The organism is Pseudomonas sp. LBUM1678 (assembly GCF_059695575.1).
In genome coordinates this window covers 4,558,760-4,573,631 of record NZ_CP166775.1, presented here as the reverse complement: position 1 = coordinate 4,573,631, position 14,872 = coordinate 4,558,760, and the positions used below count along the sequence as shown (strand labels likewise).

The following is a 14,872-nucleotide window of genomic DNA, read 5'->3' as shown; positions in this document are numbered from 1 at the left end:
GTACGTGCCCTGGGTGATCTCTATGCAGGGCACTCTAAGCGCGGGACCGGCGTTGGATCTATGACAAAACAAGTCAACGAAACTGCTGCTTTTTGCCATGTCGGGCAGTCGCGAGCGCCGCAAACCAGCTCACACACCCATTCGGGGTATGGTGCCGTTGGCTGAATCGCTCAATAGTGGATTCATCCGCTCATCCAGATCGGAACTCGCTTGATAAGGTGAATTTGCTATGCGCAAGGCCTTCTTGGTGATGCTTGGTGCGTTACTCGTGCCGCTGTCGGTGGGCGTCCACGGCGCCGAAGTGGACGATAACAACACGCTGCGGCTGTATAACTGGGCGGATTACATCGGCGAAAAAACCATTGCCGACTTTCAGAAAGCCACTGGCATCAAGGTCATTTACGACACTTTTGATGCGTATGAAACGGTTCAGGCCAAGTTGCTCACCGGCCACTCCGGTTATGACCTGGTAGTGTTGAACGCCTCTCTCGCGCCACCGCTGATCAAAGCCAAAGTGTTCCAGCCGCTCGATAAAAAGTTGCTGCCGGGCTGGACCAACCTGGACCCGAAAGTCTTGCAGGACTTGCAGGGGTTTGATGCCGGCACGTTGTACTCGGCGCCCTATACCTGGGGCAGCAACGGCATTACTTACAATGTCGACAAAATCCTGGAACGCATGCCGGATGCGCCGATTGGCTCGCTGGCGATGATCTTCGATCCGAAAATCGTCTCGCGCTTCGCCGATTGCGGCGTGACCCTGGTCGATGCGCCCACTGAAGTCATTCCACTGGCCCTGAAGTACCTGGGACGAGATCCGAGAAGCGCCGCGCCCGAAGATCTTAAAGCCGCTCAGGATTTACTGCTGTCGGTCCGGCCCTACATCCGCAAGTTCGACTCGGTCAACTACCTGACCAGCCTGCCCAATGGCGATGTGTGCATGGCCATGACCTGGTCGGGCGATTACGCGACCGCCATGGCCCGCGCCGAAGAGGCCAAGTTGAAGATCAAACTGGCCTACTTCATTCCCAAGGAAGGCTCGTTGATCTGGTTCGACAACCTGTACATCCCCGCCGATGCGCCACACGTGGCCAACGCACACAAGTTCCTGGATTACTTGATGCAGCCACAAGTGATGGCGGACGTGACTGACTACATTCATTACGCCAACAGCAATGCAGCGGCCACGCCGTTGGTGCACGCCGATGTGCGCAACAACCCGGCGATTTATCCCGATGACGAAACCCGCCAGCGTTTGTTTCCGCAAAAGACTCAGGACGCGAAAGACATGCGCGCCATGACCCGGGTCTGGAGCACGGTGAAGAGCGGGATTTGATCGTTTAATTTTTCGGTTTGAGGTTTTTTGTATGGCAACTCCAATCAAGAAAGTTGTGCCCACCGTTGATAATGCCCACTTGGTCAAAGCCGACAAAGCGCACTACATGCACGGCTATCACATGTTCGACGAACACGCCGAACAGGGCTCCCTGAACATTGTTGCCGGTGACGGCGCCTATATTTACGACACCGAGGGCAACCGCTTTCTCGACGCTGTCGGCGGCATGTGGTGCACGAACATCGGTTTGGGTCGTGAAGAAATGGCACTCGCGATTGCCGACCAGGTCCGTCAACTGGCGTACTCAAACCCGTTTTCCGACATGTCCAACAACGTCGCCATCCAGTTGTGCGAGAAACTCGCCAGCCTGGCCCCCGGCGATCTCGATCATGTGTTCCTGACCACCGGCGGCTCCACCGCCGTGGACACCGCGTACCGGTTGATTCAGTACTATCAGAACTGCCGAGGCAAACCGGAAAAGAAGCACGTCATCGCCCGTTTCAACGCGTATCACGGCTCCACCACCCTGACGATGTCGATTGGCAACAAGGCTGCCGACCGGGTGCCGGAGTTCGATTACGCCAACGACAAGATTCACCACGTCTCCAACCCCAACCCTTACCGGGCGCCGGATGGCATGGACGAGGCGCAGTTTCTCGAGTTTCTGATCAAGGAGTTTGAAGACAAGATTCTGTCCATCGGCGCGGACAAGGTGGCGGGCTTTTTTGCCGAGCCGATCATGGGCTCCGGCGGGGTGATCATTCCGCCCAAGGGTTATCTGAAACGCATGTGGGAAGTCTGCCAGCGCTACGACATTCTGTTTGTCGCCGATGAAGTGGTGACGTCGTTCGGCCGTTTGGGCAAGTTCTTCGCCTCGTATGAAGTGTTCGATGTTCAGCCGGACATCATCACCACGGCCAAAGGGCTGACGTCGGCTTACTTGCCGTTGGGCGCCTGCATCTTTTCCGAGCGCATCTGGAAAGTCATCGCCGAGCCCGGCAAGGGCCGCTGCTTCACCCATGGCTTCACCTACAGCGGCCATCCGGTCTGCTGCACGGCGGCGTTGAAGAACATTGAAATCATCGAGCGGGAAAATTTGCTGGAGCACGTCGATGTCGTCGGCGCTTATCTGGAACAGCGTCTGGCGACACTTAGCGACTTGCCGCTGGTGGGCGATGTGCGCTGCCAGAAGTTCATGGCCTGTGTGGAATTCGTGGCCGATAAACGCACCAAGGCGTTGTTCGCCGACGAGATCAACATTGGCGAAATGATTCATTCCCGGGCACAGGCCCGAGGGTTGCTGGTGCGGCCGATCATGCACCTCAATGTGATGTCGCCGCCGCTGATACTGTCCTGTGCGCAGGTGGATGAAATCGTCGAGATCCTGCGGGAGTGCATTCTTGAAGTGGCGGGTGAGCTTGAGCAAAACGGCCAGTACTTCGGCCAATGAGTTCGTCGACTCTGCGGTTACCAGGTGCCGGTTCACCCGCTAGACTGCGGGGCATGAGCAAACCAAACGACGACACGTTGATCGCATTGCCCTTCGGTGCCTTGCATAAGTGGCACGGCGAGATGCGCCAGGCATTCGCCCATATCGATGAGCCCGACGCGCTGCACTTCCTGGTGTCGGCCTTCGAGCATCTGGTGTCCATCGAGTCGGTGATGATCAGCCTGGAACACAAGGACCGCCCGCCACAGTTGTTGTATCAGCGTGGCATTCCGGAAAAATACCGGGAGTCGATCATCGACCGCTATTTTTCCGGCGGCTACTTGCTCGACCCGTTTTGCCTGGCGGTGGAGCAGGGGCTGGCGGAAGGGTTTTATCACCTGGAGGATATTGCCCCGGACAACTTCTTCGACAGTGAGTACTACAAGACTTACTACTTGAGGGCCGGGAGTTCGGAAGACAGTTTTTATATTGTCGATACCGGCAATGACACCAAGGTGTCGGTGAGCCTGTTCCAAGGCTTTGGCGGGGAAGGTCTGCGGGTGGAACAGCTGAATCTGCTGCGGGCGGTTGAGCCGCTGGTGCGCGAATTCATCAGCGAGTTTGGACGCCGGGGTTTACAGCACAGCACCGTCAATCAAGGCGTGCGTGACGATCTCAGGCAACGCGTGCAGTCCGCCTTCGAGCAGTTCGGCTGCGATTTGCTGACCGAGCGCGAGCGGGAAGTGGCGCACATGGTGCTCCGGGGCCACTCCGTGAAGTCCACGGCCAGCCTGATGAGCATCTCGCCGGAGACGGTGCGCATGCACCGCAAGAATCTTTATCTGAAGTTGAATATCGGTTCACAGTCGGAGCTGTTTGCACTGTTTATCGAGTGGTTGCGCAAGCACTGACCCAACTCTACAACCCACCCAAGCCCCCTGTGGGAGCTAGCCTGCTAGCGATGAACGTCAACGATAAAGCGTGCTGTCTGAATGAACGCGGTGTCTGAGCGTCCATCGCTAGCAGGCTAGCTCCCACAAGGGATGTAGGTTGATCACAGGATTTGTGATCAACCCTCAGGGTCAATCTTCGCGTTTAACGACCAGCGTCAGAATGTCATAACTGGCAACCAGTTCCCCCAGTTGGTTGGTGACTTCCACATCCCACGCCACCACCCCTTGCGGTATCCCCAGCGGGCTCTTCTTCCCCTGGTCGATCTTGCGTTTGCAGGTCAGGCGCGCCTGAATCGTGTCGCCGATCCCCACTGGGGTAATGAAGCGCAATGTGTCCAGGCCATAGTTGGCCAGCACCGGACCAGGCGCTGGCGAGACGAACAAACCGGCCGCCGCCGACAGCACGAAGTAGCCGTGGGCGATGCGTTTGCCGAATTGCGATTCCTTGGCGGCGATGTCGTCGAAGTGCATGTAGAAGTGATCGCCGGACAGGCAACCAAAGTTCACCAGGTCGGCCTCGGTCACTGTGCGACGGTGGGTCAGCAGCGATTCGCCGATCTGCAGATCTTGGAAGAACCGGCGGAACGGATGCACTTCGGTCTCGATGACCTTGGCGCCACGCACGTATTCGCCGGTGACCGCCGCCAACATTGTCGGCGAGCCTTGTACCGCGGCGCGTTGCAGGTAGTGTTTCACCGCGCGCAGGCCGCCGAGTTCCTCACCACCACCGGCACGCCCCGGGCCACCGTGCTTGAGTTGCGGCAGTGGCGAACCGTGGCCGGTGGACTCGGCGGCGGACTCGCGGTCGAGCACCAGCAAACGGCCGTGCCAGGCAGCGGCGACCGGGATCGCCTTGGCGGCGATTTGCGGGTCCTTGGTGATCAAACTCGCCACCAGGCTGCCTTTGCCGCGCGCCGCCAAGGCCAGTGCTTCGTCCAGATCCTCGTAAGCCATCAGCGTGCTGACCGGGCCGAACGCTTCGATATCGTGAGCCCCGCCTTCGGCGTGCGGATCGCGCGATTGCAGCAACGTCGGCGCAAAGAACGCACCCTGGCTGACGTTTTCACCGCGCGGCTCGAAACCATCACGGGCGCCAAACAACAGGTCACTGCTCTGCAGGAGGCTTTCCAGGCGCTCGGCGACATCTTTTTGCTGATCGTGAGACGCCAGCGCGCCCATGCGCACACCTTCCACCGACGGGTCGCCGACCACGACTTTCTTCAGTCGATCGCGCAGGCGGGTCGCGACCGCATCGATGTGTTTGGCCGGGACAATCGCGCGGCGAATGGCGGTGCATTTCTGCCCGGCCTTGGTGGTCATTTCCCGGGCGACTTCCTTGATGAACAGCTCGAACTCTTCGTCGTCCGGCGTCACGTCCGGGGCGAGGATCGCGCAGTTCAGCGAATCGGCTTCGGCGTTGAACGGCACCGAGTTGCGGATCAGGTTCGGGTTGACCCGCAGCTTGGCAGCGGTGTCGGCCGAGCCGGTAAAGGTCACCACGTCCTGGCCCTGCAAGCGGTCCAGCAGATCACCGGTGCTGCCGATGATCAATTGCAGGCTGCCGGCCGGCAGCAAGCCGGATTCGTCCATCAGCCGCACCACGGCTTCCGTCAGGTAGCTGGTGGCGCTGGCCGGTTTGACGATGCACGGCATGCCGGCGAGAAAGCTCGGCGCGAATTTTTCCAGCATGCCCCAGATCGGGAAGTTGAACGCGTTGATGTGTACCGCGAGGCCGCCACGGGGCACCAGGATATGCGTGCCGGCGAAGGTGCCGAGTTTGCTCAGCTGCATCGCCGGGCCTTCGTGGACGATGTTGCCCGACGGCAATTCCCGCGAGCCAAGGCTGGCATAGGTGAACAGCGTGCTGTTGCCGCCTTCGACGTCGATCCAGCTGTCGGCGCGGGTGGCGCCGCTGTGATGGGAAATCGCGTAGAGCTGCTCTTTGCGTTCGCTCAGGTACAAGGCGAGCGCCTTGAGACGCTGCGCCCGCTGCTGGAAGTCCAGCGCCATCAACGCGCTGACGCCCTGGCGGCGACCGTGTTCGACAGCTTCGGCGAAGTCCGGGCGCTCTTCGTGGGTGCGCGCAATCTCATGGCCATCAATGGCGCTGCGCAGCACTTGGGCGCCGTGTTCGCCAATCCAGCGACCGGCGATGAAACTTTGCAGGGTAGGGGCGTGAGGCATCACGATTCCTCCAGGTTATGAAAGGTGTTGGCGCGATTGCTACCGCGCCCTTCAAGGATTACCAAAGCGCCACGGTGTAACCGACAATCAGCCGGTTTTCATCGATAGCGGTACTCAAGCCATTGCCGGAACGGAAGGTCACGTTGCGCCAGCGCAGGCTGACGTCCTTGAACGGGCCGCTCTGGATGACGTAACTGATGTCGGTGTCGCGCTCACGCTCGCGACCGCTATCGACGTTGCCGGCCTTGACGTGGCGACCGTCGGTGTAGCGCGTCATGAAGGTCAGGCCGGGGATGCCTTGCGCCGCGAAGTCATAGTCGTAACGCAGCTGCCATGAGTCCTCGTCGGCGCGGGTGTAGGTGTTGTAGGTCACCAGGTTGACCACGTATGGATCACCGCCGTTGAGGAACGGAAAGGCGCTGTCGCCAGACAACTGCTGGTACGTGGCGCTGACTTTGTGGGCACCGTGGGACACGGTGAACATGCTGTTGAAGTTACGGTTGTCGATCCGTCCGGCGCGCTCGGCACCGTCGCCCTGGCTGTCGAAATAGCGCAGGTCGCTGCGCAGGTTGAAACCGTTGCCCAGCGGCTGGGTATGCACCAGCCCGACAAACTGCTGACGATAAATCTGATCGAGCTTGCCGTAGTAGTAGCTCAGGTTCAGTTGCGGGCTGAAGGCGTAGCTGCCGCCGCCGAAGTCGAAGTGATCACTGCTGGCGGCGCCGTAACCGATGTCATCGTTGCTGGAGGAGTCCCGCAGATTGGCCTTGGTCAGACGCCCGGCATTCACCGTCAGGCCGCTTATTTCCTGGCTGGTCAGCAAGCCGCCTTCAAAGGTCGAACCCAGCAGACGGGTGTCGTTGTAGGTCGCCACCGGCAGCAAGGGTTGCAGGGTGCCAACCTTCAACACGCTCTTGGATACCCGCAGCTTGCCGGTCAGTCCCAGTTCGCTGAACTCGTCCGCAGGCTCGTGGCTGTTCGGGCCAAAGGGCAGCAGCCCGGTGCCTCGGCGATCCGGGCTGGAGTCGAGTTTCAGCCCCAGTTCCCCCAGCGCGTCTAGACCGAAGCCGAAGGTGCCGTCGGTGAACCCGGATTCGATGCGCGCAGTGAACCCTTGCGCCCATTCTTCAGCCTTGGATTGCGCCGCGTTGTCCTGACGGAAATCGCGATTGATGTAGTGGTTGCGCATTTCAATGCGTGCCTTGCTGTCGTCGATGAAGTCGGCCATGGCGCTGGGAGCGACCATGGGCAGACTCAATGCGGCGGCTAACGAAAACAGTGATTCGTAGGGTGCGGTACGTGCGGGCTTCATTGTTTTTATTCCCTGGCATCAGTCGGTCGTTATTAGTGCTTGCTAGCGCCGGAGGCACCGATGCCGGTCATCGAACGGATGAACTGCGCCAGATAACGGCCGCGTTCAAGGGCTGCACGGGGTGAGGTGTCGGTGACGGAAAACACCCAGGCGCTCAAGAAGGCCAGGCTCATGGAAAACAGCGCCGGGTTGGAGTAAGGGAACAGGGCCTTGTCGTGATGCAACACGTTGACCCACACAGCGGGGCTCAGCACCAACAGGACAATCGCCGAGATCAAACCGGTCAGGCTGCCGGTCACCGCGCCACGGGTGGTCAGGCCTTTCCAGTACATCGAGAGAAACAGCACCGGGAAATTCACCGAGGCGGCAATGGCCAGCACTAGACCGGAGAGAAACGCGATGTTCTGCGATTCGAACAACAGGCCGAGAATGATTGCCAGGACGCCGATGCACAGCGTGGCAATGCGCGACACGCGAATTTCCTGCTGCTCGGTGGCCTGGCCCTTGCGCATCACGCAGGCATACAAGTCATGGGACACCGCCGACGCGCCGGACAATGCCAGTCCGGCCACCACGGCCAGAATGGTGGCGAAGGCGACCGCCGAGATAAAGCCGAGGAACAGGTTGCCACCCACGGCCTGGGCCAAGTGCACGGCGATCATGTTGCCGCCGCCGATGATCGCGCCGCTGGCATCGCGGAACGCCGGGTCGGTGCCGACCATGACGATCGCACCGAAGCCGACGATAATCAGCAACAAGTAGAAGTAGCCGATAAAACCGGTGGCGTAGAACACGCTTTTGCGCGCTTCCCTGGCATCGCTGACGGTAAAGAAACGCATCAGGATATGCGGCAGGCCGGCGGTGCCAAACATCATGCCCAGACCCAGCGATATCGCATCGACCGGGTTCGACAGCAAACCGCCGGGCGCCATGATTGCGTTGCCCTTGGCGTGCACGGCAGTGGCCCCGGCGAACATCGCTTCGGTGCTGAAACCGAAATGCTTGAGCACCATGAACGCCATGAACGTGGTGCCGAACAGCAGCATCACGGCCTTGATGATTTGTACCCAGGTGGTGGCGAGCATGCCGCCGAAGGTCACGTAGAACACCATCAATACGCCGACCAGCATGACCGCGTAGAGGTAATCGATGCCGAACAGCAACTCGATCAACTTGCCGGCGCCAACCATCTGCGCCACCAGGTACATCAGGGCCACGGTCAGGGTACCGAACGCCGAAGTCAGGCGCACCGGTGTTTGTTCGAGGCGATAGGAAACGACGTCGGCAAAGGTGTATTTGCCGAGGTTGCGCAGGCGTTCGGCGATCAGGAACAGAATGATCGGCCAGCCGGCCAACACGCCCAGCGCATAGAGCAAGCCGTCGTAGCCATTGAGGAACATCATCGCCGAGATGCCGAGGAAGGACGCGGCGGAGATCATGTCGCCGGCAATCGCCAGACCGTTCTGGAAACCGGTCATGCCGCCGCCTGCGGTGTAGAAATCGCTGGCGGAGCGAGTACGCAGCGCAGCCCAACGCGTCACACCGAGGGTGAACAGCACGAACACCAGGAACATGCCGATGGCGTTCCAGTTCAGTGGGCGGGATGCGCCGTCGGCTGCGACCGCCATGTCGGTGACAGCTGCCAGCGGCAGCAGGAATAACGCGAGAAGACGGTTCATCGGGCGCACTCCTGCTTGAGTTTTTCATTCAGCGGGTCGATCACGTTGTTGGCGCGATAGACATAGAAACCGGTCAGTGCGAAGGCCAGCACCACGATTACCACACCCACCAGCATCCCCACGGTGGTTACGCCGCCACTCAGGGACTGGCCAAGGGTGGCGGGGGAGAACGCCACCAGCAACACGAAACCGAAATAGATCACCAGCATGATCAGCGACAGCGACCAGTACAGTTTTTGTTTGCGGCGTACCAACTGGATGAAGTCGGGGTGCTGGCGGATGAGTTCTATGTCTTGGGGTGTCATGTAAGCGCTCTCCTTTGTTGTTTTTGTTGTTGTGTGAAGCAAATTTTGAGGGGCGACCCGTTCCCTGTAGGAGCGAGGCTTGCCCGCGAAGGCGGACGGTCTGGCGACATCGATGTTGAGTCTGATGGCCTCTTCGCGGGCAAGCCTCGCTCCTACAGGTGAAAGGTATGCCCGCGATAGCGATGTCAGAGTTGGTCGAAGTCGAGCACCACCTTGTCGCTCACCGGAAACGCCTGGCACGACAGCACATAACCGGCGGCCACTTCGTAATCTTCCAGGGCGTGGTTGCTGTCCATTTCCACCTCCCCTTCAATGACTTTGCATTTGCAGGTCGAGCACACGCCGGCCTTGCACGAATAGGGCAGTTCTGCGCCCTGAGCGTTGCCGGCATCAAGGATGCTCTGGCTGTTGCGCGGCAGGTCGAACGCCAGGGCGCGGCCGTCGCTGATGACGGTGATTTGGCTGACGGCGGCATCCACTTGTCGGGCCGCCTCGCGGGCCTGGCGTTTTTGCGTGCTGCCGATGGCAGCGAACAGTTCGAAGTGGATGCGCTCGACCGGCATACCTTTGACCTTCAGGCTGTCGCGCACGGTTTCGGTCATTTCCTGCGGGCCGCAGATGAATGCCGCGTCGAGGGCTTTGACGTCGAGCCAGCGGGAGAACAGTTGCTCGCATTTCTCGGCGTTGATCCGGCCGTTGTACAGGTCGACATCCTGCTGTTCGCGACTGAAGACGAAGATCAGATTCAGGCGCTGCAAGTAGCGGTTTTTCAGATCTTCGAGTTGTTCGCGAAACAGCGCGCCGGAGCTGGAACGGTTGCCATATAGCAGCGTAACGCGGCTGTGGGGCTCGGTTTCCAGGGTGGTCTTGATGATCGACAGAATCGGCGTAATGCCGCTACCGGCGGCGACCGCCAGGTAGTTGCCATGGCGAACCGGGTCGAGGTCGACATGAAAATGCCCGGCGGGCGGCATCACTTCCAGGCTGTGCCCGGCCTGCAACTGCTCGTTTGCAAACGCCGAGAAACGGCCACCGGCCACACGCTTGATGGCGACGCGCAGTTCGCCGTCGTTGACACCGGTGCAGATTGAATAGGAACGGCGCACTTCCTCGCCATCCATCTGCGTGCGCATCACCAGGTGCTGGCCCTGGGTGAAGTGAAAACTGTCTTGCAGGTGCTGCGGAATTTCGAAGGCGATGGACACCGCGTCACGGGTTTCGGCGCGCACATCCTTGATGGTCAGGCTGTGAAATTTACTCATTTTTATTCTCCAGCTGGACGGCCGATCGCCGCTCAGATGCACTTGAAATAGTCGAACGGTTCCCGGCAATCGACGCAGCGGTATAACGCCTTGCACGCCGTAGAGCCGAATTCGCTGAGCACTTCGGTGTGGGCGCTGCCGCATTGCGGGCAAACGATCACCGGGCTTTCGCCGAGCAGGCTGCGTTTGCTGGTGCTGCCCTCGGGCGGTGCGATGCCATAGGCGCGCAGGCGTTCACGGCCGCTGTCGGTGATCCAGTCGGTGGTCCACGCCGGGGTCAATTTGCGCTCCAGTAACGGCGCCTTGAATCCGGCCAGTTCCAGCGCCTCGCGGATGTCGCTCTCGATCACTTCCGTAGCGGGGCAACCGGAGTAGGTCGGTGTGACCACCACGTGCAGATGACCGGCCTGCCAGTCGAGATCGCGCACGATGCCCAGGTCGACCACGCTGACCACCGGCACTTCCGGGTCCATGACCTGCGCCAGGGTCGCCCAGGCAGCGGAGAGGTCGGCCGGTTGAGCCGGCCGCGCGCCGAGGTCGCTGGCAATCAGCTCACCAGGTTGCATCGGGGTACGCTCGAGGCAGGAACTGCATTTCGGCCAACAGAATGCCCAGGTGTTCGGTGTGCAGACCCTTGCGTGCATTCAGGTAGAAATAGCTTGGAGCAGCCGGCACGGGCAGGGTGGCGCTGGCGAAGAGGTCGTTGACCTTGGCTTGCCAGGCAGCGGCGACTTGCGCGGTGTCTGGAGTGATGCCGGCGTCGCACAGGCGTTGCTCGCTGTCATCGGCACTGGTCAGCTCGACGGTGAAACGCCAGACCTCGGGGATCGCCGCGATCATGCGCTTGTGGCTCTCTTCGGTGCCGTCACCCAGACGCTCGACCCATTCGCCGGAGCGGCGCAGGTGGTAGGTCACTTCCTTGACCGCTTTGGCGGCGATCCCGGCGATGCGTTCGTCGCTGGACTGGCTGAGGCCGCTGAGCACTGGCAGGTGCCAGGCGTCATAGAGAAACTGCTTGAGGATGGTCACCGCGTAATCGCCGTTGGGTTGTTCCACCAGCAGCAGATTGCGGTAGGCGCGCTCGTCACGGCGGAACGCCAGGTGATCGGCGTCGCGACCGTCGTTCAGCAGTTCGGCGGCGTATTCCAGCCAGTTGCGCGCCTGCCCGACGAGGTCGAGGCCGACGTTCATCAGCGCCAGTTCTTCTTCCAGCGCCGGGGCCTTGCCGCACCATTGGCACAGACGCTGGCCCTGGATCAGGGCGCTGTCGCCGAGGCGCAGCAGGTATTCGATCAGATCAGTCTGGTTATTCATGGTCGACCTCACATGTGCCCGACTTCGGCCGGCAGCTCGTAGAAGCTGGCGTGGCGATAAACCTTGTCGTCCGCCGGGTCGAACAGCGGGTCTTTTTCATCCGGCGATGAGGCGGTAATCAGCGCCGAGGGCACCACCCACAGACTCACGCCTTCGCTGCGGCGGGTGTAGAGCTCACGTGCGTTTTCGATGGCCATGGTGGTGTCGGCGGCATGCACACTGCCGACATGCTTGTGGTTGAGGCCGTGCTTGCTGCGCACGAAGACTTCGAAGAGGGTCCATTCAGACATTTCAGTGACTCCACATCAGGTGGCCGATCAAGCGGCGTTCTTGTTCTGTTTTTTGCGAGCGTGAGCAACCGCGGCTTCGCGGACCCAGGCGCCGTCTTCAATGGCTTTGCGGCGAGTGGTGACGCGATCCTGGTTGCACGGGCCGTTGCCCTTGAGTACTTCGTAGAACTCGCTCCACTGGATTTCGCCGAAGTCGTAGTGACCGCGTTCGGCGTTCCACTTCAGGTCCGGATCGGGGCAGGTGCAACCCAGGAGTTCAAGTTGCGGGATGGTTTGGTCGATGAAGCGCTGGCGCAGTTCGTCGTTGCTCTGGCGCTTGATTTTCCAGGCCATGGACTGGGCACTGTTCGGCGAATGTTCGTCGCTTGGGCCGAACATCATCAGCGACGGCCACCACAGGCGATTGATCGCGTCCTGGACCATGTCTTTTTGCGCCTGATTGCCCTGGCGCATCATGGTCAGGAGGATTTCGTAGCCCTGGCGCTGGTGGAAACTTTCTTCCTTGCAGATCCGCACCATGGCCCGGGAGTAGGGGCCATAAGAGGTGCGCTGCAATACCACCTGATTGACGATCGCGGCGCCATCCACCAGCCAGCCCACCGCGCCCATGTCGGCCCAGTTCAGCGTCGGGTAATTGAAGATGCTTGAGTACTTGGCTTTGCCGCAATGCAGCTTGGCGATTTCTTCGTCGCGGTCGGCGCCGAGGGTTTCCATGGCGCTGTAGAGGTACAGGCCGTGGCCGGCTTCGTCCTGGATCTTGGCCATCAGTTGCAGTTTGCGTTTGAGCGATGGCGCGCGGGTGACCCAGTTGCCTTCGGGCAGCATGCCGACGATTTCGGAGTGGGCGTGCTGGGAGATCTGCCGGATCAGGGTCTGGCGATAGGCGTCGGGCATCCAGTTTTTGGCTTCGATCTTGATTTCTGAATCGATTTTTTCCTGAAAGGCGCGTTCCTGTTCGGACATTTCCGACAGGTCTTTTATGCGCTTTACGCCGGTTTCTACGAGCTGTGCGTACATTTTGGGTCTCCCGCCTTGAAGCTGATCGAGGGCATGGAGAACTTTATAAGCGATACATAAATTAATATCAAACAGAAAATATCGTGTCGCATGTGTTTTTGTATCGCTTTGGGATGGATGGTTGTTTTGTGAGTCAGGAGCTGACTGACTTCAAGCACCTGCACACCCCTCTCCTGTAGCAGCTGTCGAGCCTTGGCGAGGCTGCGTGCTTTTGTGTTCTTTTATCGCAGCCTCGCCAAGGCTCGACAGCTGCTGCAGGGGAGGGGTGTTGGGGCGAATTCTGGACAGCCTAGTGGCTACTTAGTAGCATCCGCGGCATACGGATCTTTCTCCTGCACGTCGATCGACGTGGGTCTAAAAAGGAATCGAAATGCACACGTTCACCCATGGCGATAAATCCGTTGCTTTCACTGTCTTGAGCGGTGAAGTGGTGGGCAGCGAAAAACTCAGTGAAACTCGCGTGACCACCACGGGCGGCGTTCATGTGAACGGCAAGGACGGGGATCTCACGCCGGTGCGCGTCAGTTCGGTGTCGATCATCAATCACGAGTTCTGGGTCAAGACCCCGGACGGCGTCGAACACGATGTGAAGCTGCGTGGCGTGGATATTCCTTTGCGCACGGGCCAGCAGATCTCGCTCATCAGCGCCTTGAAAAAGGATGGTTTGCCCTTGCATACCATCCTGCTGAACCACACGGCCTCCAAGCGCTGGATTCTGCGTGACGCGAGCGTGCTCAATACGGAGCTGGAGCTGACGCCCTTCAGCTGGAAGACCGTGCTGATCGTGTCGGGGTTGTGCGTCGCCGGCATTGCCACCGCCGGGCTCGGTCTCCTGGCGGCGGCGGGTTACCTTTGCTACGCGTTGTATCAGGGCTCCCAGCGCAAGAAGCTGCTGGTCAGCGACCTGAACGCCTACATCGAGAAGCTCGACACTCTGGCGGCCAGTCGTACTCAGGCGCCAAGCGCTGAGCAAGTTGAGAGCCCGGCCCAGGCTGAACTCTCATTTCAGCTCGACAGTCCCGCACCCGCGCAAATCCCTTCTGAAACTGAAAGCCCCGTGCTGAACAGCGACAGCGTGCGCCGGGCACTGTCGCGCAATCTGTGACGAACTGATCTCGATTCGATCTCGGCTCATGGCATCGTGATTTTTCAAGGAATAGAGATGTACGACTACAGCTACGACAATATCGTTATCCGGTTCTGGACCCAGAGTGGAGAGATATTGAGCCGTGAGCGGCGCAGCGAGCCTGTCGCCTACGAGATTGAGGATGAGTACTGGATACGAACGCCTGACGGCCTGGAACTGGAGCTGGTATTCAATAATCCGGATTTCCGCTATCGCCCGGGCGACGAGGTCACCGTGGTCTACGCAGGAACGCGCGACGGCAAGGAGAGCATTTCCACCCTTGTGCACAATCACAGCATTTCGCAAAGCGCCACGCTGGCGAGTGCAGAATGGCTGTTTGGCCAATTGGTTCACCCGGCATCCCGAGGCATGTTGCTGTTCCTCTGTCTGATATTGACCGTCTACACGACCTGGGTTTCTGGTGCATGGGGCTTGTCCACGGGATTGATTGCTTACCTGCTGGCACGCGCGGAAGAAGCCAGGCGCAAAAGACGCATGATCAGCGGATTGACGGCGCACCTTGAAAACTTGCGAGCGCAGTTCCGCCGCGCAGATGATCGACTCGATATCGACGGTGCACTGGCGCGTAATCTCTGATCAAAAGTCGCAGCCTCGTTGCACTCGACAGCTCCTGCAGCGGGACGGGTTAAGGCTGGCTGTCAGGCCGC

The 14,872-nt window shown here is 59.9% G+C and carries 14 protein-coding genes; 5 read left to right on the top strand and 9 right to left on the bottom strand.

All coding sequences use genetic code 11. The features are described 5' to 3' along the window. Positions 1-229: 229 nt before the first annotated feature. Genes ACA070_RS20875 through ACA070_RS20865 form a run of 3 tightly spaced genes read left to right on the top strand, consistent with a single transcriptional unit; the run spans position 230 to position 3,673 of the window. Positions 230-1,333, top strand: a complete 1,104-nt coding sequence (locus tag ACA070_RS20875; RefSeq protein ID WP_497448160.1) for a polyamine ABC transporter substrate-binding protein — start codon at positions 230-232, stop codon at positions 1,331-1,333. 31 nt (positions 1,334-1,364) lie between these two features. Next, entirely contained in the window at positions 1,365-2,783 is a 1,419-nt protein-coding gene (locus ACA070_RS20870; protein ID WP_497448159.1) for an aminotransferase, read from the top strand. Continuing rightward, positions 2,780-3,673, top strand: coding sequence for a helix-turn-helix transcriptional regulator (locus tag ACA070_RS20865; protein WP_497448158.1), 894 nt, complete (start codon positions 2,780-2,782; stop codon positions 3,671-3,673). The genes ACA070_RS20870 and ACA070_RS20865 overlap by 4 nt, the downstream gene beginning before the upstream one ends. 171 nt (positions 3,674-3,844) lie before the next feature. Here ACA070_RS20865 and paaZ read toward each other — a convergent pair whose 3' ends face one another. The 9 genes from paaZ to paaA form a co-directional block, all read right to left on the bottom strand. Then, complete coding sequence (gene paaZ, locus ACA070_RS20860; protein WP_497448157.1) at positions 3,845-5,899, bottom strand: phenylacetic acid degradation bifunctional protein PaaZ; 2,055 nt, start codon at positions 5,897-5,899, stop codon at positions 3,845-3,847. A gap of 58 nt (positions 5,900-5,957) precedes the next feature. Further along, positions 5,958-7,211, bottom strand: a complete 1,254-nt coding sequence (locus tag ACA070_RS20855; RefSeq protein ID WP_497448156.1) for an OprD family porin — start codon at positions 7,209-7,211, stop codon at positions 5,958-5,960. A gap of 32 nt (positions 7,212-7,243) precedes the next feature. Continuing rightward, positions 7,244-8,890, bottom strand: coding sequence for a cation acetate symporter (locus ACA070_RS20850; protein ID WP_497448155.1), 1,647 nt, complete (start codon positions 8,888-8,890; stop codon positions 7,244-7,246). Further along, on the bottom strand, positions 8,887-9,195 hold the full coding sequence (locus tag ACA070_RS20845) for a DUF485 domain-containing protein (RefSeq protein ID WP_497448154.1): 309 nt from the start codon (positions 9,193-9,195) through the stop codon (positions 8,887-8,889). Before ACA070_RS20845 ends, ACA070_RS20850 begins: the two co-directional genes overlap by 4 nt. 185 nt (positions 9,196-9,380) lie before the next feature. Further along, positions 9,381-10,457 (bottom strand): 1,2-phenylacetyl-CoA epoxidase subunit PaaE, encoded by a 1,077-nt coding sequence (paaE, locus tag ACA070_RS20840; RefSeq protein WP_497448153.1) that lies wholly within the window; start codon positions 10,455-10,457, stop codon positions 9,381-9,383. A 32-nt stretch (positions 10,458-10,489) separates the two neighbouring features. Next, a complete protein-coding gene (gene paaD, locus ACA070_RS20835; protein ID WP_497448152.1) occupies positions 10,490-11,023 on the bottom strand; it encodes a 1,2-phenylacetyl-CoA epoxidase subunit PaaD in 534 nt (177 codons plus the stop codon). Further along, on the bottom strand, positions 11,010-11,771 hold the full coding sequence (paaC, locus tag ACA070_RS20830) for a 1,2-phenylacetyl-CoA epoxidase subunit PaaC (protein ID WP_497448151.1): 762 nt from the start codon (positions 11,769-11,771) through the stop codon (positions 11,010-11,012). Before paaC ends, paaD begins: the two co-directional genes overlap by 14 nt. Positions 11,772-11,779: 8 nt before the next feature. Next, positions 11,780-12,061 carry a 1,2-phenylacetyl-CoA epoxidase subunit PaaB gene (gene paaB, locus ACA070_RS20825; protein ID WP_003208899.1) on the bottom strand — a complete coding sequence of 94 codons (282 nt, stop codon included), beginning with the start codon at positions 12,059-12,061 and terminating at the stop codon, positions 11,780-11,782. A gap of 27 nt (positions 12,062-12,088) precedes the next feature. Continuing rightward, positions 12,089-13,078: a 1,2-phenylacetyl-CoA epoxidase subunit PaaA gene (gene paaA / locus ACA070_RS20820; RefSeq protein ID WP_497448150.1), complete on the bottom strand. Its 990-nt coding sequence runs from the start codon at positions 13,076-13,078 to the stop codon at positions 12,089-12,091. 370 nt (positions 13,079-13,448) lie between these two features. Here paaA and ACA070_RS20815 point away from each other — a divergent pair, with 370 nt between their 5' ends. Next, positions 13,449-14,183, top strand: a complete 735-nt coding sequence (locus ACA070_RS20815) for a hypothetical protein (RefSeq protein ID WP_497448149.1) — start codon at positions 13,449-13,451, stop codon at positions 14,181-14,183. Between the two features lie 57 nt (positions 14,184-14,240). Next, the gene (locus tag ACA070_RS20810) at positions 14,241-14,801 is read left to right on the top strand and encodes a hypothetical protein (RefSeq protein ID WP_497448148.1); all 561 of its coding nucleotides are present in this window, start codon (positions 14,241-14,243) and stop codon (positions 14,799-14,801) included. The last annotated feature ends 71 nt before the right edge of the window (positions 14,802-14,872 follow it).